A 21,316-nucleotide genomic window follows, 5' to 3' on the forward strand; every position below is an offset into this window, starting at 1 on the left:
TGTGTCCGAATGCCGAGCGACCGAAGGCTGCGTCCATGCGTTCCCACCGATCTGATGCGTCACCTCGCCGCCGCGGGCCGCGCGCGCCGCTGACCGTGGCGGTGATCGCAGCCACGGTGGCCGCCGCGCTGCTGGTCGGCGTCCATTTCCTGGGAGGTCCGTCGACGGCGGAGACGGACGGGTCGGCCTCTCCGGCGGTGAGCGGGCCGGACGGGGCCGGGACGGCCGATCCGGGTCTGTCCGGGGAGAGCAAGGCGGTGTACTCGTACCAGAAGGCCGTGCGGGAGAGCGTCTGGGTCGGTACCGGGCTCGACTCGGACGGCGACGGGAAGGAGGACCGGGTCGCCGCCGACATCGTGCGTCCGGGCGAGCCCGCGGCGAAGGGCCGCAAGGTCCCGGTCATCATGGAGGCCAGCCCCTACTACTCGTGCTGCGGCCGCGGCAACGAGAACCAGAAGAAGACGTACGACGCCAAGGGCCGTCTGGTCCGGATGCCGCTGTTCTACGACAACTACTTCGTGCCCCGCGGCTACGCCTTCGTCGCCGTCGACCTCCCCGGCACCGGCCGCTCCGACGGCTGTACCGACGCCGGTGGACATATCGACGTGCAGTCCGCCAAGGCCGTCATCGACTGGCTGAACGGACGTGCCCACGCCTACACCACCCGTACCGGATCCCAGCGTGCCACGGCGACCTGGACCGACGGCGCCACTGGCATGATCGGCAAGAGCTGGGACGGTTCCGTCGCCAACGGCGTCGCCGCCACGGGTGTACGCGGGCTGAAGACGATCGTCCCGATCAGCTCCATCTCTTCCTGGTACGACGCCTATTTCTCCCAAGGGGTCCAACTGGTCGGCAGTGCCTCGACCTCCGGCGCGCTGATCCGCACGGTCGAGACCGACGCCACCGGCGCCCGCTGTGCCGCCGTGAACAAGCCGCTGGGTGACCAGGCGGCCAGGTCCGGTGACTGGTTGCCGATCTGGAGCGAACGGGACTACGTGGCCGCCGCGGACAAGGTCAGGGCGAGTGTCTTCGTCGTGCACGGTCTGCAGGACCTCGCCGTTCGTCCCAAGGAGTTCGGCCGGTGGTGGGACGCCCTCGCCAAGGCCGGGGTCCACCGGAAGATCTGGCTCAGCCAGACCGGGCACGTCGACCCCTTCGACTACCGTCGCACGCAGTGGGTGGACACGCTGCACCGCTGGTTCGACCACGAACTGCTCGGCTACGACAACGGAATCGACCGCGCGCCGATGGCCGACGTGGAGCGCACCCCCGACCGCTGGACCACGGACACCGTCTGGCCGCCCAGGACCGCCACGTCCGTGACGCTGAGCCCCGGCGGGGGCGCGAAAGAAGGCGTGGACACCCTCGGCACGTCACCCGGCACGGGCACCGCGGCCTTCACCGACGACGAGGGCCACAGCGAGGTCGACTGGGCCGAGCAGGCCGCCACCTCGACCCCGGACAAGGCCGACTTCCTCACCCGGCCGCTCGGCAAGGCGCTGCGTCTGACGGGTTCACCCGAGCTGACCGTCACAGCCACCCCGACGACCCCCACCGCAAACCTGTCAGCCGTCCTCGTCGACATCGGACCGGCGACCATCCGGCAGTACGGCTCCGGTGGCCTGGGCATCACCGCGCTTGCCGGCCGGACCTGCTGGGGCGCGAGCACCACCGCGGACAGCGCCTGCTACAAGAAGACGGCGGCCGACACCACGCACGTCACCTCCACCGTCTTCAGCCGGGGCTGGGCCGCCCTGGGAACCTGTGCCGACGTCCACAAGGTCGCGGCGCTGACGCCCGGAAAGCCCTGCACCCTGACTCTCGACCTCGCGGCCACCGACCACGTCGTCCCGGCAGGACACCGACTCGCCCTGATCATCGCGGGGACCGACCGCGGCTTCGCCCAGCGGGCCGCCGACCGGCCGACGATCACCCTCGACCTGGCCCGCACCTCCCTGCGGGCAGCGGCCGTCGGCGGATCCAAGGCCCTCACGGCGGCGGTAGGTTGACGACGACCGGACAGCTCACTGCGCCCGAGCAGGCAACCGTTCGGCCACGCCGTGTGGTTGACGGGGTACGGCAGGGACGACGAGGGGGCGCGACGGAGTGAATCAATCGGTGGCGGACGGCGAGCCGGGATTCGAGGACTTCGTCGCCACCCGCGGGGACCGCTTGTACCGGGCCGCATGGCTCCTGACGGGCGACGCGCACGCGGCGGAGGATCTTCTGCAGACGGTTCTGGCCCGGGTGTGGCCCAAGTGGTCACGCATCGCGGGGGACAACCCGGAGGCGTACACGCGCCGCGCGCTGGTCAACACCTACGCGACCTGGTGGCGACGGCGCTGGCGGGGCGAGACACCCACGCGGGACCTCCCGGATGTCTCCCCGGCCCGGGACGTCTTCGCCGACATCGATCTGGAGCAGTCGCTGGCTTCCGTGATCCGTCAACTGCCGCCACGGCAGCGGGCGGTGGTGGTACTGCGCTACTTCGAGGACCTGAGCGTCGAGGAGACCGCCCAGGTGCTGGGCTGCCGTCCCGGCACGGTCAAGAGCCAGGCCGCCAAAGCACTTCGGCTACTGCGCCACCACCTCACGCCGTCACATCTCCTGGAAGTAGGTGAACAGCCGTGACAAGCCCGGAAGAAGAGAGGGCACAGGGGCCGGAAGAGGAACTGCTGCGTGTGATGCTGGACCGGGCCACTCCGGCGGGCTCGAATCCCCGGCGCATCCAGGAGATCGGGCAGCGGGTGACGGCGTACCGGCGCTGTCGTCGTATCCGGCTGGTGAGCGCCGCCGTCGTCGTCGCGGCGGTCGGCGTGGGGGTGCGGGCCTGGCCCTCCTCCCCGCCGGAGCGAACTACGGCAGCGCCGCCGGCATCCTGGGCGCCGCCCGGGTTCACCGACATACCGCAGGCCGGTCTGTCCCGGGAGCCGAGTCGGGGGTGGCAGGTGGTGCTGCCTGCGGGCGCCCGTTCGAAGGACCGGGCCGTCGTCTCGTTCAGTGCGGTTTCCCGGTCCCCGTTGACCCCTCTCAGCGCGGGCGCGGTGCTGGTGTTCTACGTCCGGAGCGATGACACCGACACGAATGTGACGGTGCGTCAGGTTTCTCCGGTCGACGACTGGTGCGAACGGGCAGGAGGGAACCGGCAACTGGTCGCCGTCCGGCCGCGGGCCGACGACGGGGGCGAGACACAGGACGGCTATGCCTGCCTCAACGACGCCTCGCGGGCTGTGATCGACCAGGTGGGAGAGATCCTCACCCGGAGGTCCGCCAACGCGGTGGGCGCGAGCGGGAACTGAGCGCGTCAGGCGGGGACAACCACGACCGCTGCGGGGAGCACCTGCGCAAATACCGGACCGAGAATGCTTCCGCCCCCGTCGAGCACCTCTTCGAAGAGGTCAAGGCCCTCGGCTTCACCGACTGCCTGGACCTCCTGCACAAGTACATCAACCAGGGCCGCGCGGATGCCGACCGCGGCCACATCTCCCCGCGCAGGTTCGCCCGGATGCTGCTGACCGGACCCGACAACCTCAAGGCCGAGATCATGAACTCCGGGCCAAGCTCACCGCTGCATGCCTCGAGATGACCCAACTGGCAACCCTCGTCCGGGACTTCGCTCGACTCCTGACGCCTCACGCCGGAAACACCGATTCGCTCACGCACTGTGTCGCCCGGGCCCGCACCGCATCCCGCGCGGCCTGGCGAACGCGGCCGGGGCTGTCGAAGACGTCCAACCCATCGACTCCCAGGGGCCATTGAGGGGCCACAAGGGCAGGAACACATCGACAAGCACCACACAGGACTGACACTGATCGGCACGTCTGGCCTGGGAAAACGGCCAAAATGAGCATGGACCGACAAGGGCCGCCAAGATCCCTGGCGGACTCATAATCCGTCGGCCGTGGGTTGGAGTCCCACCCGCCCCACCTGTGCAGGTCGCTGACCTGTGGAAACGTTTGTTTTTGGGTGGTGGAGCGTCAACTTCGCCTGAGCGGACTGGATCCGCTGCTCGGTGGGTTTCGATTCGAGTGGCGCTCGGGGTAGCTGCACCTCTCTGGCCTGCGGCGGAATAGATGATCGAGGTTGTCGCTCGCCGTCCGGGCGACTGCTCTGAAGGGCGATGTCGAGACCCAGGGGCCGTACAGGGGCCGGGACGATGCCGACGCGTCCAAGTAGACGGTGTCCCCGGGCCGATTCGTTGTCCGATTTGCTTGTTGTTGGGCGTGGGGCTGCCATCCTCAGCGCGGCCAGTCGCGTACCGGGCCGGCAGCGAGGCGGCGCAGGTGCCGATACGTCTGGGCCGCAGGCCCCCGGTTCGTGAGCGGGAGGAATGCTTCCGGCTCATGAACCAGGGCCTGAGCAGCGCCGAAGCCTGCGAGTGACTTTCTGGAACGCAGAGGTGAGATCACGGCCTGTTCGATGGAATCCGACGGGACGAGCCGTCGTCCCGGCCAGTTCCCCGCTGGGACGACGGGCATCGCCCTCAGGCGAGGGTTTCGCCGGCGGAAGGTGTCACCTCACCCCTCTCGCGTGCCTCGGGCGCCGGTGCGGCGGCCGGGGCGGACATCAGCCGGATGCCCAGGGTGGCGCAGAGCGGGCCGAGGGCGCACATCGCGGCGGCGCTGACGAAGGCGGCGCCCAGGTTGCCGCCGTCGTAGCCGAATCCGCCGAAGTACGTGGCGAAGAGCGACGCGAAGCCGAAGAACATGCCCGGGATGAGGGCGAAGGGCTTCAGCCGGCCGGTGGCCAGCAGTGTGCCGTTGACGGCGAAGATCACCACGGCCAGTGCCAGAGTACGGGCGAGGGATCCGGTGCCGAACATCGTGCCGGTCTCCCGGTTGAGCAGGACGGCGACCACCCCGAATGCGGCCCCGGTGGTGGTGGCGGTGACCATGGCGATGGCGTTGGAGCGGCTGGGACCGCCCTGGAGGAATGTTCCGGCCCAGGTGATGAAGATCGCCCATGTCGGCATGTTGAGCGGGCTCATCAGCAGGAAGACGGTGGCGAAGGCGACGATCGAGGCGCTCACCTCGTGCGGCAGTCGGATTCTCATGAATAGGCCAGTCCGCCCGGCTTGGCCAGCAGTTCCTTCAGGCCTGTGTCGATGAATTCGGTGTCTGTCGGGTTGCTGCCGTGTCCGGCGAAGTGCCCCCAGATACCGGGGATCACGCGGAGTTCGGCGCCCGGGATGTGGCTGACGGCCCAGGCCTCGTCCTCCGGCGGGAAGTACAGGTCCTTCTCGGCGGGCATGTCGAGCGTGGTCGCTCGGATGGAGCCCAGCGCCGCCTCCGTGTCTCCGTTGAATCCGGGAGTGAGGCCGACGTCGCCGTTCTGCCAGGTCCAGAGCATGGAGAGCAGGTTGTTGGGGTCGCGGCCGTCGAGGAAGAAGCCCTCCCAGAAGCCGACGAGAAAGTCCTCCAGCGAGGAGTAGCCGAGTTTCTCGTACTCCTTCTCCCAGTAGAACGCCTGCGAGAAGCCCCATCCCGCGTACACCCGGGCGAGCGCGCGCAGTCCGGTGGTCGGCCACTTCTCGTCGTACCAGCCCCCGTTGTGGACCGCGTCGGCGGTGAGCGCGGCCTTGACGCCCTCCAGGAACACCTTGTTGTGGATGCTGGTGCGCGGGGACCCGCAGAAGGGTGCGATCCGCTCGACCATCTCGGGGTGGCTGACGGCCCACTGGTAGGTCTGTCCGGCACCCATCGACCAGCCGGTCACGAGTGCGATCCGCTCGATGCCGAACTCCTCGGTGACCAGGCGGTGTTGGGCGGCGATCTGGTCGTACACCGTGATGTGCGGGAAGCGGGCGCGGTCGTACGGCGGCGGAGTGTTGCTCGGTGAGGTGGACAGGCCGTTGCCGAGCATGTTCGGGACGATGATGAAGTACCGCTCCGGGTCGAGCGCCATGCCGGAGCCGATGAGCCACTCGTTGTCCCAGTGCCGCCCGGAGTACCAGGTGGGGTAGACGATGACGTTGGACTTGTCGGCGTTGAGCTCACCGTACGTCGTGTAGGCGAGGTGCGCTCCGCGCAGGGTGGCGCCGTGCTGTGTGGTGAAGTCGCCCAGCTGGAAGGTGAGATGGTCTCTCATGGTGGTGCCTTTCGGAACGTTCTGGTGGTGCTTTTCGGGGTGTTCCGGGGGTGCGGGGGGAGTCAGGAGGTGACCGCGCACTGGCCGCGGTCGGCCTTCCGCGGGCCTTCGGCCGTCGGCCGGATGTCGAAGTCGAAGATCGCGGTCGGGAGGTAGAGGGTGCTGCACGCGTTGGGGATGTCCACGACGCCGCTGATGCGTCCCTCGATCGGGGCCGAACCGAGCAGGAGGTAGGCCTGTTCGCCGCTGTAGCCGAAGGTCATGAGGTAGTCGACGGCGTTGAGGCAGGCGTTGCGGTAGGCCATCGTCGCGTCGAGGTAGTGGTTGGTGTCGGTGTCGTGGTCGACGGAGATGCCGACGAACGAGATGAACTCGGTGTACTGCGGCGCGACGTTGCCGGGCATGAAGATCGGGTTGGTCGTGACCCCGTACTTCTCCATGCCCCCCTTGATCAGGTCGACGTGCAGGTCGATGAAGCCGCCCATCTCGATGGCGCCGCAGAAGGTGATCTCCCCGTCGCCCTGGCTGAAGTGCAGGTCGCCGCCGGAGAGCAGGGCGCCGGGGACGAGGACGGGGTAGAAGACCCGGGAGCCGCGGGTGAAGTTCTTGATGTCGTGGTTGCCGCCGTTCTCGCGGGCCGGGACGGTGCGCGCGCCCTCGGCGGCGATGCGGGCGGCGGTCTCGCCGGCCGCCGTGCCGCACAGGGCGTTGTCCGCGAGCGGGGGCAGGGCCAGCGCGGGCACGCGGTGCGGATCGGTGTCGATGAGGGCCTGTTCGCGGGCGTTCCAGCGGGCCAGCAGCTCGGCGGAGGGCGCGGTGCCGAAGAGGCCGGGGTGGGTGATGCCGGTGTATCTGACGCCGGGGAGGTGGCGGGAGGTGGCCTGCTGACCGTGGAAGTCCCAGACGGCCTTGTACGAGTCGGGGAAGCGGTCGGTGAGGAAGCCACCGCCGTTGTCGCGGGCGAAGACGCCGGTGTACCCCCAGCCCTGGCCCGATCCCTCGCCGACCGATTGCGGTATGGGGCCCAGGTCGAGGATGTCGACGACGAGCAGGTCACCGGGCTCGGCGCCTTCTACGGCGATCGGCCCGCTGAGCATGTGCGCGTGGGTGAGGTCGACGTCTCGGACGTCGTTGGCCGAGTCGTTGTTGCCGATCTGGTTGTCGGTCCAGTCCCGGCACTCGACGCGGAACTCCGTGCCCGGCTTCACGGTGACGGCGGGCGGGATGTCGGGGTGCCAGCGGTTGTGGCCGGGCACCTTCTGGTCTCGCATGGACATGGCCTGGTCGACGCTGAAGACGACTTCGGGCATGGGCTGCCTCCAAAACTCGGGGGATCGCGGGGTGGGGAGGGGGACAGGGGGATCAGGGCTTGGGCAGACGGGCGTGTCGCGGGTCCGAGCCCGGTGCGGGACCCCGGCGGGCGGGGGGCACCTCGGAGACGACGCGGGGTTCGTGGGCGCTGGCCTCCTGGGCGCGCAGGGCCCTGGCCAGCGGAGTGGGGGTGCGAGTGAGCATCGGGGCGGTGAAGACCCGGCGGGCCTTCTTTCCGCAGGTCTCGCACGGCACTTCGGACAGGGCGTGGCCGATCGGACGGGTCACGTCGAAGGGGCCACAGCCCGCGCAGCGGTACGGGTATGTCGCCATGAACGACCTCCAAAAGCTTCGAGAAAAAAGTATTTTCTCCTGAAGCTTTCTGGCAAGACAGTGACGCGTTACGCGCGTGTAAAAGAACGCCCGTCAAGCGACGGGCCAGGGGAACGGGCTACGGCAACTGCTGGAGCACGTCCCACCGCAGCCCGTCGGCCGCGGCGAGGAAGACCCGCTGCTTCAGATGGCGGTCACGCACCTGGACCGTGCCGCGCGGGCTCTCGTACTCGAGTCCCTCGGCCGTCGCCTGAATGCGGGTCACATCCACGTCGCCCGCCCGGCGCAGTAGTTCGGTGAGCAGGCGTACGCCCTCGTAGCAGGACTCGCCGAGGCTGTTGAGCACGGGAGCCCGCAGCCCGAAGCGGCGGCCGTAGGCGGCGGCGAAGTCCAGGCCGTACCTGGTGGGCAGGTCCTCGAAGTAGCCGGCCGAGGTCATCAGGCCCCGGGTGTTCTCCGGCCCGGTCGCCAGCAGCACGTTCTCCTCGATCAGTGAGCTGAACCGGATGCGGTCGCGGTCAAGGCCGGCGGCGGTGAACGCGCGGTTGAACAGCACGGCGTCGTCACCGATCAGCAGCATGAGGACGGCATCGCAGTCACTGGCCGCCACCCGGGCCAGTACCTCGCCGAAGTCCGTGGTGCCGAGTGGCACGTACATCTCGTCACAGACCTCTCCGCCGAGTTCGCGCAGATAGCGATGGGCGGCGTGCGCGGAGGAACGGGGCCAGACGTAGTCGTCGCCGACGATCGTCCACCGCCGGATGCCGAGTTCGGCGGCGAACCAGCGCAGTGCGGGCCGGAGTTGGCGGTTCGGGGTCTCACCGGTGAGGAACACACCCGGGGACCGCTCGCCGCCTTCGTACAGTGCGGTGTAGATGTACGGCACCCGGCCGTCGATGCGCGGGGCGACGACCTCGCGGACGGCGGAGATGTGCCAGCCGGCCACCGCGTCGACGACGCCGCCGGAGATCAGCGCGTCGATCTCGGTCGCCACCTGTTCTGGCGGCGCCCCACCGTCGACGAGCACCAGTCGCAGCTCCCTGCCCAGCACTCCGGACTCGGCGTTGACCTCCTCGGCCGCGAGTTGGGCGCAGCACTCACAGGACGGTCCGAAGATGCCGGCCGGGCCCTGCAGCGGGATCACGAGGGCGACGTCCAGCGCGTCACGGCCCCGGGAGGCTGCCGGGGAGCCGAGCCGGACAGACGCCTTCTCGATCATAGGTGCTCACAGTAGGGATTGCTTGCTACGAGAATATTTCACGGCGATAAGGAAACGACTGTATCGTGGAGCCATTCCTTTGCGAACCGGGGCCCGGCATGCACTCGCCACGTCGGCGACCGGGGCGCCGCGACGTAACGACACCGACGATTCTTTGGCAGGGTGATGACGACGACCCCGGCGACGGCCGTGTCGGACCTCGACTTCGCACGGATGCTCACGCTCGTGGAGCGGAGCGTGGTGACGAGACTCGGCGAGGCGCTGAAAGCGGAGGGTGCGACGCTCGAGGAATGGCGCGTCCTGTCGTTCCTCGGTGACGGCGCCGGACACGCGATGACCGAGATCGCCGAGTTCGCCCTGTTGTCGCCACCCACCCTCACCAAGGTGGTCGACCGCATGGTGTCCCTCAACCTCGTCCTGCGCCGGGTGGACGACGAGGACCGGCGGCGCGTGCTGGTGTTCGCGTCCGAGCGCGGCACCGAGGCTCTGAGCCGCTGGACGGCAGTGGTGGAACACGAACAGCAGAGCATCGTGACCGCCCTCGGTGGCGAGGAGGCGGCACTCCTCGCGGCACTGCTGCGCCGCGCACGCGGATGTCTTCTCTCCTGAGCCGACCGCACACCACAGTGCGTAACGGGGAAACGCCGCCCCCGCTGACGATGGCAGCTGATGCTTGACGTGGCGGGATGTCGCACGCCGACCGGGTGTGAAGGCGCCCACGACCAGGGCAGCGCCTCGGGTGGGCCGGAGGCGTCGACGACGGCCGGGAGGACGACAGCGATACCGAGGGCCATCTGGAGGATCGTGTGCAGGGTGCGCTTGGCGGCGTCAGACATGGGTCAGGTCCTCGGCTCTGCCGGGGCGTCTGTGAAGATCCCGGTGGGGATTCCAGAGGTGAGACCAACCGCCAGACCGGTGGTCGGCCGGCCGGCGGGCCGGGTGGTGGCGCTGTGCAGCGGACCGTCTGCCTGCCCGGATCCCGAAAGCCATCACCAGTCACGCCGCAAAGGGGCCATCGACAAGCAGATGGACCCCTCATGAACGATCGCGGCTGCCCACCCAGGCCTTGGCGGCGGAGCCAGAGGGCCGGCCGAGTATCCATGGCAAATCGACAGCCCACGGATCTCCTCGGCCAGTCCCATTCAGGCGTTTGGCACGAAGCCTAGAAAAAGCGTTGCCAAACGTCATTCACATTGCACGTCTTCAGAACGATTCCTTCGCGGATGCCCCCGTTCTTCAGGCCGGCGATACACAGATGTTTGCCCTGTTTGGTGTAGGCGCCTCGGCTCTTGAACACCACGTAGGACTGGCTGCTGTCCGACACGTGGAATACTTCCCAGAGTTGATAGTCCCCGCTGTTGCACGCTTGCACCCACACCTGGCCGCCGGCCGAGTTGCCGTGACTGTCGAGGCAACCTGCCGCGGGGCGGTCAGCCGATTGCATCTGCACTATGGAATGACCATTGGTGTCACCCCTGTGGTACACCGACCAGCTCGCATTCGCGAACTGCTCCAACCAGACAGGGTTTGCCTTGTCCGATGAGCAGCAGACCAGCTTATAGCCGTCTCGGAGCCCCGCGTTTTCGAAGTTCTGCGAGGCGGCAGATGCTGGACCGGCCCATGCCAGGCTGGCGAAAGCGAGCGCGATGGTGGCCGAGAAGGTGGCCAGTAGGCGGAAAATGTGGTTCCGGGACTTCACGATGTGGCTCCCTGTGTTGCTGACGGTAAAACGAATGCGCCGAACGGTGATCGATGAATGCCGAGTTGCCTCCGAATTGCTCTCTTCAGGCACTGCCGACGGAGCGGCGGGCCCACCTGACGACTGGTCAGTGGTGCTGTCGGCGCTGGACGCGGAGAGCGGCATCGCGGCGATGCGGGTCCAGCGGGTTCTGAATGACGCCGGCACCGAGACCGGGCGTTGCCGTCCACCCCCGCAGCTTGGCCGCCAGCGCGGTCACCCGCGCGTCGCTCGGGGGAACGGCGAGTTGAAAATGCGCCTCGTCCGGAATGGTGAAGTCGCCGCCCCAGGACACCAGCCCCTCGCAGTCGGCCAGGATGTCCCGGATCACCTCGAGCTGAGCCGGGAAGAAACCGCCGCCAACCCCCACCGGGTATGACCCGGGGCGGATGTCGACTGCGGTCCCGGATGCGTGGTTCAGCTGATATCCCTTTACCCCAGCCGCTTTCCGGAAGCCGATCACCTCACCCGGGCGGAGGGTGTCGATCTCGTAGTGGAACCGACGGACGACGTGGACCAGGATCACCTCCACGTCCCCGATCGACACCTCCACGGTGGTGCCCGCACCGGCGACCGGTCTTGCCCACACACTGCCGCCCGCGTCGGATTTGGTATTGATCGGCCAACCGTTCGGTGAATTCTCCCCGGAAAAGATCGGGTTCGTGAGCGGCTTTGCCCGCCGGAGTATCGGCTTCGCCCTCGCGGCGGACCAGGCGGGCGAAGCCAGCCCGGTCTGCATGGCGATGCCGGCGGTGGCGACCGCTGCCGCCCGCAGCAGGGTACGTCGCGATGCGACCATGCTCAGTGCCTCTTCTCCTCCGGATCAGCCCGGATGTCATCGAATGACGGACGCGAAACAGCTGGTCGGAAGGTCAGTTGCGCAACGGACCGAAGTGCTTCTCCAGCACCTGGTAGACGCCGAGCTTGATATAACTGTCGGATTCCGGACCGTCACCCCAACCCTGATACCGCCGCAGGACCAGCCGGGTGTACTCGTCGCTGTAGTCCAGCGAGGGCCGCGGAATGGTGATCGGGGTATCGGATTCGTTGCGCCGGATGTCGGTCGCGCAGTGAATCAGCACGTACGCGGCCGTGCTGATGTTGTACGCATTGTCGTTGTGCAGTTTTTGCCAGACCTCCCATACGTCGGCGTCCACATCCGGGTTCTTGACCGCGCCGGAGATGATTCCCTGCCCGATCACGTAGTTGCGCGCATTGATCGCGGCCACGCCGAAGATCTGCCCAAGTCCGGTACTGGAGTCCCGCTTGATCCACTTGTTGGTCGGCTCTCGGTGCCCGGCGTAGTACAGCGTGACCCCGTCATCGGCGAAGGGGTCGTCCACCGCATACTTTCGAACCTCCCAGAAAATCGGTACCGCGATCAGCGCCTTGCGCATCTTGAGCGCGCGGGCCAGCCCGGTTATCAGCGGGTCGAACGACATCATGATGTCGAAGGCCTCGGTCGTGGAGTAGACCTGGGCAGCGTCCTCGACGGGGTTTCCGCCGCGCTCGGGAATTCCCTGCGATTGCAGGTACTGCTGTAGGTCTGCCAGCAGGGCGGGCTTCAGGGACGAGTCGAAGTCGACGTCCAGGTTTTCGGTGTACTCTCCCGGATCAAAGGTGTTCTGGCCGTTGTCGCGTCCGGACAGGATGTTGTTGTCGATCTGGATCTGACCGTCGCCGGAACCGAGGCTGATGGTCGCGATCTGGTCGAACGCCCAATCCGAAGGCAGCGGGTACCCGAGGTTTCCGGAGTAGCCCGTGGACATGTCGGAGACGAAGCTGGCGGTTGTCAGTCCGCTGTTGCCCACACGCAAGCAGATGTTACGCGGGCCGTAAATGCCGATCCGATAAGGATTGCCGCGCTCGTCCATTGCCTCGTTGATCCCGCGGAAATGAGGAATGATGTGGTTCGTCACTTCTTCGTCGAGGGCATCGAAGTCAACGGCGAAGTAGATTTGGGTACCGGTCTTGAAGCCGTAGAAACGGGCATTTTCGATTGCGCTCAGGGCGTCGCTGTAGCCCTGGTCCGAGCGGAAGTAGTCGGCATCCTCGCCGTAGGTCTGGTAGATCGGGAAACACCGCAGGCCGTTTTCGGCGATCGTGTCCAGTTCGCCGAACTTGATCTTCTTGTCCAGCGCCGTGTTCGGGACATTGCAAAGATAGCGGCCGACCACCTGGTAACCGGCCGCGGTCAGCGTCTTGGCCCGGGCGGCGGTGATCTCGGTGACGCAGTCGAGTGCCTGCCCGCGCCGCGTGGGATCGCCGGTGGAGACCAGCAGCGAGGCCCAGGTCTGAAAATCCCCCTTGCCGGTGACCGGGAGTTTGACGAACGACTGGAAGGAACTGACCAGATCGGACAGGAGGGAGGTGAAGGTGTCGGTGAAGGTGGCCCCGCCGCGCTGGTTGAAAACCATCGCCGCGGAGAACAACTGGACCCAACGGCCGGAGGAGCCGATGGAGAGCAGGTTGGCCTTCAGACCGGCCTGGGTGGCCGGTCCGAAGACCCCGTTCGCCGAGGCGTCACTGATGCCGATCTGGAACTGGATCGCCAGCATGAGCGCCTTCTGGACGTCCCGCGAGAAGATGCCGTCGCACGGGATGACGAAGAAGTTGGTGTGCTGAATGTAACTCCCGTTCATCCATTGCTGGATGGATCGCACGGTGGAACTGCCGTCGTTGACGACCACGTAGGCGTCCATCGTCAGCAGTGCCTTGAACAATTTCGGGACCATGGCCGCGCCCGGATAGACGCCGCTCAGGCCGGCGTCCGCTTTGAGTTTCTGCACGCCCGCGCTGACTCGATCGCTGAATGTCCCCGACGGCAGGGCGTTGCTCTGCCACTCACCGCCGTCGTAACCCTTGCAGTACATGGCTGCCTGCATGATCCTGATCACCATCTGGCCGTCGAGTGAAGTCGACTGGTCGATCGACGGGTACTGCGCCGTGAGCAGTGAAAGCGTCGTCGGCCCGAAGGTGTCCGACAGTGACGTGATGCCGAGCTCGTGCTGAAGGCACCGGGTCAGCGCGTGCATGGTCGCCCAGCCAGTGAGTCCGTCCTCGGCGACCGGGGAAATCCCGGAGACGCCGTTGTAATACACGTTGATGAACTCCTGGGACTTCAGAACCATGTCGTCAGCCATCTGACTCACTTCTCTTCAGTTGAGGCACCGAACTGCGCTGGGTTCCGCTGCTGTTGTAACCAAATCCGCCGCGACCGCCTTTAAGCCGGCCGTCACGTCACGGCCAGGTCCCCGGTCGGGCACGCCGAACAGCCCACGGGTCGTGCGGCTCCGATCGACGAGCGGTGCCGGTGTGCGTTGACGACGGGAGCCGTACTCGGACCGCGCGGCCTGTTGTGAAGCGCGGGTCGCTTCCGGCGCGCCTGTTTGCTCCCATGAGACTCTCTGACGCGAGCATGGCTAGCCAGGGATTTTCGCTCTGCCCGAAAAGCCCAGGACACCAGGGGGGAATTGAATGCTCCGTATCCACTTCACCGACGCCGACCTGGTCAGAACCCGCGTTGCGGCCGTGCCGGACCCGCTGTGGGAGATCTGCGCGAGCCTGCACCGCTTCCAGTCCCGCCACGGTCGCTGGGCCTATGCGGACTGGTATCGCACCGCCGGCGCCCGGCTGAACACCGCGGACCTCACCCGCACCTTGCGCACTCTGCTGTTGCCACTGGTCCCGCGTGCCACCTACTTCCCCGACTTCCTGACTCCTCCCGAGGCCGCCGAAGGACTCGATGCCGGTCTGGAGGCCATCCTGGCCACCCCACGGCATCGGGTCCTGGACGAAGTGGGCGCCCTCGCCCGCACCAGCGGAGCCCCCGCCTGGGCACTGCGGCTGGGGGCGGGGGACATGCGCAAGGAACTCGTACAGGCAATGCGGACCTACTACGACACAGTCATCGCCCCGCACAGCGAGCACATCCAAGCCCGCGTCGAAGCCGAACGGTCCGCCCGCGCCCGCGCGGTGCTGGACCGCGGGGTCGACGGGATCGTCCAGAACCTGGGGCCCAGCCTGCGATGGCAGCGCCCCGTCCTGCACGCCGCCTATCCCGAGGACCGCGATCTGTACCTGAACGGCCGCGGCATCCTCCTGGTCCCGTCGTACTTCTGCTGGGGGAATCCGGTGACCTTCAGCGACACCGCGCTGGATCCTGTGCTGTTCTACTCACTCAGCCACGAGCCCCACCACACCACGCTCCCCGGGGACCTCAGCTCCGGCGCTTCCCTGGCAGCCCTGCTCGGCCGCACCCGCGCCGCTGTCCTGCGCGGCGTCGCCACCGGCGCTACCACCGGCGAACTCGCTCGCGCCGCCGGAGTCTCCGCGTCATCGGCCAGCCAGCATGCCACCGCTCTCCGGGACGCAGGCCTGATCGTCAGCCATCGCCACGCCGCATCTGTACTGCACACCCTCACCCCTCTCGGAGCCGCACTACTCCGTGCCAACACTCCCGGCCCCCGGTGACGATCGCACCCGGCGCGAGCTCCATCAGTTCGTATGACCGGGCCGTGTACCCTGACCGCCATGATGCGCCAGATGCGGTCGGAGCCGTGGGTGCACACGGTCTACGACCTGCTCCTCGCGCTGGTGGTGGCCTATTCGACGTTGTCCTACGGCCAGGGCTACGACAAACTCATAGGCTTCTCGATGGCGGTGGCCGTGGCGTTTCGCCGGCGCCGTCCCATGACGGTGATGGCGGTCGTTTCCGCCCTCGCGCTGGCGCAGTATCGGCTGGCGGCTCTTCCTGAGCCACTGGCGAGCGAGGGGGCCCTGTACGACATGGCCGTCCTGATCGCGATGGTGACCGTGGTGAGCCATACCGAGCAGATATGGAAGGCGTACGCCGCCGGTGGCATCTCCGTTCTGGGCATCATGCTGGTGTTCGGTGGCACGGCCGATGTCACCTCTGAGGCCGGCCGGGACGGTCTCAACGAGGCCCTGGCGGCCGCGGGCGCATGCGCGGCGGTGTGGCTGACCTCGTACATGATGCGGACCCGTCGGCTGTACGTGGGTGTCCTCGAGGAACGCGCGGCCACTGCGGAGCGGGAGCGTGCCCACCTCGCCCAGATCGCCGCCGCCGAGGAACGCGCGGAGATCGCGCGTGAGTTGCACGACGTGGTGGCGCACAGCCTGGCCGTGATGATCGTGCAGGCCGACGGGGCCAGTTACGCGATCGTGGCGGATCAGGACAGGGCCCGCACGGCGATGCAGACGATCGCGGGCATCGGCCGGGACGCGCTGGAGGACATGCGCCGCATCGTCGAGGTGCTGCGGGGCACGAAGGGGTCCGACGCCGAGGACGACAGTGATCGTCGCCGGGTGGGCCTGGCCCATCTCGAACCGCTGGTGGAGCGGGCCCGCGTCGCCGGACTCCAGGTGGAGCTGCGTATAGAGGGCGAGCGGCAGGGGCTCTCGGCCGCCGACGAGTTGACCCTTTTCAGGATCGCCCAGGAGGGCATGACGAACGCGCTGCGGCACGCCGGCCCCTCGGCTCAGGTCTCCGTCACGCTGCGGTTCGACGACGGCACCGCCGTGCTGGAGGTCGTCGACGACGGGGCCGGCAAGCTGGCCGGCTCCGCTCCGGTCGTACCCGGGTCGGGCGGCAACGGGCTCGTGGGCATGCGGGAGCGGGTCGAGGTGCACGGCGGGCGGTTCACCGCCGGCCCCCGGCTCGGCCCGGGGTGGCAGGTCAGGGTCGAGCTTCCGGTGAGGACAGCCGCATGAGTGGCATGAACGGTTCGAGCGATACGAAGAGGCCGATCCGGGTGGTCGTCGTGGACGATCAGCCGCTGGTGCGCGCCGGATTCGCCATGGTGCTGGACGCGCAGTCCGACATCGACGTCGTCGGCGAGGCCGGGGACGGGGCAGAGGCTCTCTCGCTGCTGGACAGAACTCCGGCCGATGTCGTCGTCATGGACATCCGTATGCCGGTCATGGACGGGGTGGAGGCCACCGAACAACTCGTCACGCGCCCGGACCCGCCGAAAATCCTGGTGCTCACCACGTTCGACACCGACGAGGACGCGTTCGCCGCGCTGCAGGCCGGCGCGAGCGGCTTCCTCATCAAGAACGTGCCGCCCGAGGAATTCCTCGCCGCGATCCGCGTGGTGGCGGCGGGCGACTCCGTCGTGGCGCCCCGCGTGACCCGCCGGCTCCTCGACCGGTTCGCCGGACAGCTCAACACCGCACCGCAACAGGAGGACGACCGGCTCGCCGTCCTGACCGAGCGGGAGCGGGAGGTACTGGAACTGGTCGCCCAGGGCCTGTCCAACTCCGAGGTCGCCGCCCGCCTGTACGTCGCCGAAACGACCGTGAAGACGCACCTCGGGCGGATTCTGACGAAGCTGGAGTTGCGCGACCGGGTGCAGGCCGTCGTGCTGGCGTACGAGGCCGGGCTGGTCCGGCCGTCGTCCGGCTGACCCTTACCGCACCGCCTACCCGCCCTCCGTGCCCTGCCCACGGCCCGGTCCCATACCGGCGTAGGACTCGGATCCCACCCGGCGTACGACCCGGGTCGTACGTGCCCGGCCCCGGAGGTCGTATCCCGATCCGATGTGCCGAAAAGCCTGCCCGGCAAGAATTGTTGACGACACGAACGAACGTGTCCCGACAATTCTCTGGAGGCCTCGAATGGCTACATCTGAAACGCGGACCGGCAAGGTCGGAAGCCCGAGGGTAAAAGTACTGGTATTCGGAATCGTGGCGATCGTGATTCTGGCGGCGCTAGGAACCGGCGGTGCCTACTGGTGGCATCAGCACAATGCGCCGAGCCAGGCTTCCGCCGCCGACTGCGCGCTGGCCCAGAGGATCATCGACGAGGCACAGAAACAGGACAAGTCCACCGTCGCGAAGTGGGCGGAACACATGCACGACCTGCGCATGGCGCAGATGAAGGACGGCTACCTCGGGTTGCAGATCGCCCGGTACGAGGGCTCGATCGCCGCCCATCTGACAGGAAAGGGTGAGGTGCCGACCAAAGCGGATCTGGCCGATATGTCGTCGCAGGCGAATTCGCACTGCACGGCGGTCAAGCGCACCCTCGTTTTCCCGCCCCTCGCGGCCTGACGCATTCCATGTCGAAGAGCTGTAAGCCGTAAATTCGTTGAGGGGAAACAGACAATGAGTGCCCGCGCCGCTGCGCACGACAATGAAAGCATTTCCCGGGACGACGGCAATGCCGCCGTCCGCGCGGAGGACCTCGTCAAGGTATTCGGCCAGGGCGACACCGGAGTTCGAGCCCTGGACGGGGTCACCGTCGGCTTCGCCCGCGCGCAGTTCACCGCCATCATGGGCCCGTCGGGTTCCGGCAAGTCCACCCTCATGCACTGCCTGGCCGGCCTCGACACCGCGACCTCCGGGAAAGTACTGCTCGACGGTACCGATCTCACTGGCCTGTCCGACCGCGCACTGACCACCGTACGGCGCGACAAGATCGGCTTCGTCTTCCAGTCGTTCAACCTGCTGCCGCAACTGACCGCGTTGCAGAACATCACGCTGCCGCTCGACCTGGCCGGCCGGCCCGTCGACCGAGAGCTGCTCGACCACCTCTGCGGCGTGCTGGGCATCGGTGACCGGCTGACCCACCGGCCCAGTGAGCTGTCCGGTGGCCAGCAGCAACGGATCGCTCTGGCCCGGGCGTTGGCGTCGCGGCCCGCTGTGGTCTTCGCCGACGAGCCCACCGGCAGCCTGGACTCGCGCTCCGGCGCAGAGGTGCTCGGCTTCCTGCACGACTCGGTGCGCGACCTCGGGCAGACGGTCGTCATGGTGACCCACGACGCGGGCGCCGCCGCCTACGCCGACCGCGTGGTCGTCCTGGCCGACGGCCGGATCGTCGGCGACCTGGACTCCCCGACCCGGTCGTCGATCAACGACGCGCTGCGGAGCATGGCGGGTACCCGATGAGCCGCGGACCCGGCATCGGCAACGCCGCCGTGCTGCGCACCCAGCTTGCCGGAGTGCTGGTCCGGCCCGGCCGGCTCGTCATGACGGGTCTGGCGGTGGTCGTCGCCGCGTTCGTCGTGTTCGGCACCGTGATGGCCCAGCAGATCACCGAACGAACCGCCCTCGCCCGCTTCAGCGGGACCCCAGCGGCGACCAGTCTGATCGTCACGGCGGACGCGGGCGGGGACGGGTCGGCCATCACCGACGCGAAGATCAAGGCCGTCCGGGCGGTGTCCGGCGTGGCCGAGGCCGCAGCCCGGACGGAGATCGGGGTATCGCTCGCCGACGTCTCAAGGCACTACCTGAACCTTCAGGGCGACCCGGGCACCGGGCGGCTGTCACGGGTTCAGGTCGTGGCGGGCAGTTACCCGGACGGCCCCCGGGAGGTGGCCGTGAACCGCCAGGCCTCGCAGCAGTTCGAGATCGAGCCCGGCGACCGTGTCGGCATGCTCTTCCCGGAGGGCGAGGACGGCGGGACGAAGACGGTCACCGTGACCGTCACGGCCGTTGTACAGGCGAACTCCGACCGGGGGGCCACTGGTTACGCCCCCGCCGCCACCATCAACGCGTTGGGCGGCATGAAGGGGTATCCGCAGCTGGACATCCGCGCGGAACCCGGGGTATCCGTCCAAGCTCTGTCCGAGCGGCTGTCTCCGGTGCTCCAGCGCGCTGCCGGTGCGGCTGTCAAGATCACCCCGGGCGACACCGTGCGGGCCCTGGAGGCCAAGGACGCGACGAAGCGGTACGCGGACGTCTTCCGGCTCATCGCGATGTTCCTGGCGATCGCCGTGGTCGCCGCCGCCCTCGTCTCGACGTCGACGTTCCGCATCGTCTTCGCGCAGCGGCTGGGCCAACTGGCGCTCCTGCGCACCATCGGGGCCCAACGAGGCCAGCTCGTCCGGGCACTCGCCGTCGAGGGCGCGCTGGTGGGCCTGGTCTCCGGTACGGCCGGCGTCCTGCTGGCGCTCGGCGCCGGACACGCCGCCCCGGTGATCGCGGGCGCCGCCGGGCAGGCCCTCCAGGCTCCCGGGGTGCCCGTTCCCGCGGGTCTGGCGGTGGTACTCGGCGCCGTGCTGGTGACACTGGGCGCGGTACTCGCGCCTGCGTTGTCCGCCGCCGGCGTCTCCCCTCTGCAGGCGTTGCGCAGCGCCGGCACCGTGTCGGGGGAACGCGGCATCGGCCTGATCCGCCTCGGCTCCGGCCTGTTCCTTGCCGCTGCCGCCCTCCTCCTGGTCGGCCTGATCCTCATCGACATGCCCGAACCGGGCAACGCGAACTACGACGCGTCCGCGGGCCTGATGGGGACTGTCGCGTCCGGTGCGCTGGCCTTCCTCGCGCTGATCGCCCTAGGCCCGCTGCTCGTACGCGCGGTGCTGGCCGCCGTCAGGTTGCCACTGCGCAGGCTCGGGCCCACCGGCACCCTCGCCGTCGGCGGCGTCGGCGGCACCCCGCGCCGCGCCGCAGCCGTGTCGGTCGTCGTCGCGCTCGGCGTCACACTCGTCTCCGGCACCCTCGTCGGCGTCGCGAGCCTGCAGGGCTGGGCGGATCGGGGTCTCGCACTCACGGCCCCGGCGGACTTCGACCTGCGCGACAGCGACGGCCTCGACGCAGACGTCGTACGCCGGACCAAGGCCCTGCCGCAGTTGGCCAACGCGACCGACTACCGCATGACCGACGTCTCCATCGGCGGGTCCGACGTGGTTGCCACCGACCTGGACCTGGCCGCCCTGCCCACCTCACGGCAGCTGTACACGGACACCGGCAAACTGAGCGGTCTCGGTCCGGGCCGAGTGATCGTCAACGCCCGGCTCGCCCAGCTGCTCGGCGTGACGGCCGGCGACAGCTTCACGATCACAATGCCCAGGAAGGGCACCATCCGCGAAACCGTCGCCGCCACGCTGCCCACCGAAGCGCCCCTGCACGCCGACCTGATCGCCACGCCCGCCGACCTGGAGAAGATGGGCGCCTCGTCGCGGCCGACCGGCATCCTGGCGAACGCCGCCGAGGGTGGGCAGACGGCCCGCAACGCGGCGGCGAGGGCGATCGAGAAGACCCTCGGCCCGAACACCGACGCCCAGCTGAGCATCCTCGCGGAGGAGCGCGACGACAGCAGCGCCGATGTCGAGGTGGCGGCCACTTCGGCCCTCGGTCTGCTCGCGCTCACCGTGCTCATCGCCGTCGTCGGCGTCGGCACCACGACCGGTCTCACCGTGCTGGAACGCACCCGCGAGTCGGGGCTGCTGCGGGCGCTGGGACTCGGCCGCTCCGGGCTGCGCTTCATGATCGGCATCGAGGCCGGCCTGTACGGGGTCCTCGGCGGCGTCCTTGGACTGGCCCTCGGTGTGCCCTACGCCTGGCTGACGGTCCGGGTACTGAACCTCGGAGCGCCGCTGCTCCTGCCGGTCGGGCAACTGCTGGCGGTCTTCGCGGGGCTGGTGGGCATCACCGCGCTCGCCGGCCTGCTGCCCGCCCGCCGCGCGGCTCGGGTCAGCCCGGTCGCGGCACTGGGCACCGCCTCGTAATCCCGTCTGCGGATGCGCAGGTGGACGGTGGGGCCGGTGCGCGGGCTGGGGATCCAGTTGCTTTGCGGAAACGCGGCGGCCAGGACCGTGCCGGGGATCGCTCAGGCGAGCCTTCGTGATCCGGTCGTGGTGGGCGGGTTGTCCCGCCGGACC

At 68.4% G+C, this 21,316-nt stretch carries 18 protein-coding genes, 1 tRNA gene and 1 pseudogene; 12 read left to right on the forward strand and 8 right to left on the reverse strand.

Going from position 1 to position 21,316, the window contains the following annotated elements:
* Window positions 1-35: 35 nt before the first annotated feature.
* The 5 genes and pseudogenes from ABZT04_RS38305 to ABZT04_RS38325 all read left to right on the forward strand — a co-directional run bounded on the left by ABZT04_RS38305 (window position 36) and on the right by ABZT04_RS38325 (window position 3,929).
* Window positions 36-2,012: a Xaa-Pro dipeptidyl-peptidase gene (locus tag ABZT04_RS38305; RefSeq protein WP_356063196.1), complete on the forward strand. Its 1,977-nt coding sequence runs from the start codon at window positions 36-38 to the stop codon at window positions 2,010-2,012.
* A 109-nt stretch (window positions 2,013-2,121) separates the two neighbouring features.
* Window positions 2,122-2,634 carry a SigE family RNA polymerase sigma factor gene (locus ABZT04_RS38310; protein ID WP_356063199.1) on the forward strand — a complete coding sequence of 171 codons (513 nt, stop codon included), beginning with the start codon at window positions 2,122-2,124 and terminating at the stop codon, window positions 2,632-2,634.
* Window positions 2,631-3,302, forward strand: a complete 672-nt coding sequence (locus tag ABZT04_RS38315) for a hypothetical protein (protein WP_356063247.1) — start codon at window positions 2,631-2,633, stop codon at window positions 3,300-3,302. Before ABZT04_RS38310 ends, ABZT04_RS38315 begins: the two co-directional genes overlap by 4 nt.
* Before the next feature lie 35 nt (window positions 3,303-3,337).
* A pseudogene (locus ABZT04_RS38320) lies at window positions 3,338-3,690 on the forward strand (ISL3 family transposase); the annotation flags it as partial.
* Between the two features lie 141 nt (window positions 3,691-3,831).
* Window positions 3,832-3,929, forward strand: a tRNA-Ser gene (locus ABZT04_RS38325).
* Between the two features lie 557 nt (window positions 3,930-4,486).
* On the opposite strand, the gene ABZT04_RS38330 is transcribed toward ABZT04_RS38325, so the two are convergent.
* From ABZT04_RS38330 to ABZT04_RS38350, 5 genes are all read right to left on the reverse strand, one after another.
* On the reverse strand, window positions 4,487-5,056 hold the full coding sequence (locus ABZT04_RS38330) for a DUF1097 domain-containing protein (RefSeq protein ID WP_356063202.1): 570 nt from the start codon (window positions 5,054-5,056) through the stop codon (window positions 4,487-4,489).
* Window positions 5,053-6,090, reverse strand: a complete 1,038-nt coding sequence (locus ABZT04_RS38335) for an alpha/beta fold hydrolase (RefSeq protein WP_356063205.1) — start codon at window positions 6,088-6,090, stop codon at window positions 5,053-5,055. The genes ABZT04_RS38330 and ABZT04_RS38335 overlap by 4 nt, the downstream gene beginning before the upstream one ends.
* 62 nt (window positions 6,091-6,152) lie before the next feature.
* On the reverse strand, window positions 6,153-7,400 hold the full coding sequence (fmdA, locus tag ABZT04_RS38340) for a formamidase (protein WP_356063208.1): 1,248 nt from the start codon (window positions 7,398-7,400) through the stop codon (window positions 6,153-6,155).
* 52 nt (window positions 7,401-7,452) lie between these two features.
* Window positions 7,453-7,734: a zinc ribbon domain-containing protein gene (locus ABZT04_RS38345; protein WP_356063211.1), complete on the reverse strand. Its 282-nt coding sequence runs from the start codon at window positions 7,732-7,734 to the stop codon at window positions 7,453-7,455.
* 118 nt (window positions 7,735-7,852) lie between these two features.
* On the reverse strand, window positions 7,853-8,953 hold the full coding sequence (locus ABZT04_RS38350; RefSeq protein ID WP_356063214.1) for a substrate-binding domain-containing protein: 1,101 nt from the start codon (window positions 8,951-8,953) through the stop codon (window positions 7,853-7,855).
* Window positions 8,954-9,118: 165 nt separating this feature from the next.
* Here ABZT04_RS38350 and ABZT04_RS38355 point away from each other — a divergent pair, with 165 nt between their 5' ends.
* Window positions 9,119-9,562, forward strand: coding sequence for a helix-turn-helix domain-containing protein (locus ABZT04_RS38355; RefSeq protein ID WP_356063217.1), 444 nt, complete (start codon window positions 9,119-9,121; stop codon window positions 9,560-9,562).
* 553 nt (window positions 9,563-10,115) lie between these two features.
* Here the strand turns inward: ABZT04_RS38355 and ABZT04_RS38360 are convergent.
* The 3 genes from ABZT04_RS38360 to ABZT04_RS38370 form a co-directional block, all read right to left on the reverse strand.
* A complete protein-coding gene (locus tag ABZT04_RS38360; protein WP_356063219.1) occupies window positions 10,116-10,652 on the reverse strand; it encodes a hypothetical protein in 537 nt (178 codons plus the stop codon).
* A gap of 127 nt (window positions 10,653-10,779) precedes the next feature.
* A complete protein-coding gene (locus ABZT04_RS38365) occupies window positions 10,780-11,490 on the reverse strand; it encodes a M15 family metallopeptidase (protein ID WP_356063222.1) in 711 nt (236 codons plus the stop codon).
* Between the two features lie 73 nt (window positions 11,491-11,563).
* Window positions 11,564-13,834, reverse strand: a complete 2,271-nt coding sequence (locus ABZT04_RS38370) for a glycoside hydrolase domain-containing protein (RefSeq protein WP_356063225.1) — start codon at window positions 13,832-13,834, stop codon at window positions 11,564-11,566.
* 334 nt (window positions 13,835-14,168) lie between these two features.
* On the opposite strand from ABZT04_RS38370, the gene ABZT04_RS38375 reads away from it, so the two are divergent.
* The 6 genes from ABZT04_RS38375 to ABZT04_RS38400 all read left to right on the forward strand — a co-directional run bounded on the left by ABZT04_RS38375 (window position 14,169) and on the right by ABZT04_RS38400 (window position 21,163).
* Window positions 14,169-15,164 carry a helix-turn-helix domain-containing protein gene (locus tag ABZT04_RS38375; RefSeq protein ID WP_356063228.1) on the forward strand — a complete coding sequence of 332 codons (996 nt, stop codon included), beginning with the start codon at window positions 14,169-14,171 and terminating at the stop codon, window positions 15,162-15,164.
* Window positions 15,165-15,224: 60 nt separating this feature from the next.
* On the forward strand, window positions 15,225-16,424 hold the full coding sequence (locus ABZT04_RS38380) for a histidine kinase (RefSeq protein ID WP_356063231.1): 1,200 nt from the start codon (window positions 15,225-15,227) through the stop codon (window positions 16,422-16,424).
* 5 nt (window positions 16,425-16,429) lie between these two features.
* Window positions 16,430-17,119 (forward strand): response regulator transcription factor, encoded by a 690-nt coding sequence (locus ABZT04_RS38385; RefSeq protein WP_356063241.1) that lies wholly within the window; start codon window positions 16,430-16,432, stop codon window positions 17,117-17,119.
* A gap of 211 nt (window positions 17,120-17,330) precedes the next feature.
* The gene (locus ABZT04_RS38390; protein ID WP_356063233.1) at window positions 17,331-17,765 is read left to right on the forward strand and encodes a hypothetical protein; all 435 of its coding nucleotides are present in this window, start codon (window positions 17,331-17,333) and stop codon (window positions 17,763-17,765) included.
* A 54-nt stretch (window positions 17,766-17,819) separates the two neighbouring features.
* Window positions 17,820-18,602 carry an ABC transporter ATP-binding protein gene (locus ABZT04_RS38395; RefSeq protein ID WP_356063236.1) on the forward strand — a complete coding sequence of 261 codons (783 nt, stop codon included), beginning with the start codon at window positions 17,820-17,822 and terminating at the stop codon, window positions 18,600-18,602.
* Window positions 18,599-21,163, forward strand: coding sequence for an FtsX-like permease family protein (locus tag ABZT04_RS38400; protein WP_356063238.1), 2,565 nt, complete (start codon window positions 18,599-18,601; stop codon window positions 21,161-21,163). The genes ABZT04_RS38395 and ABZT04_RS38400 overlap by 4 nt, the downstream gene beginning before the upstream one ends.
* Window positions 21,164-21,316 lie beyond the last annotated feature (153 nt).

The organism is Streptomyces sp. NPDC005492 (assembly GCF_040605995.1).
GTDB lineage: Bacteria > Actinomycetota > Actinomycetes > Streptomycetales > Streptomycetaceae > Streptomyces.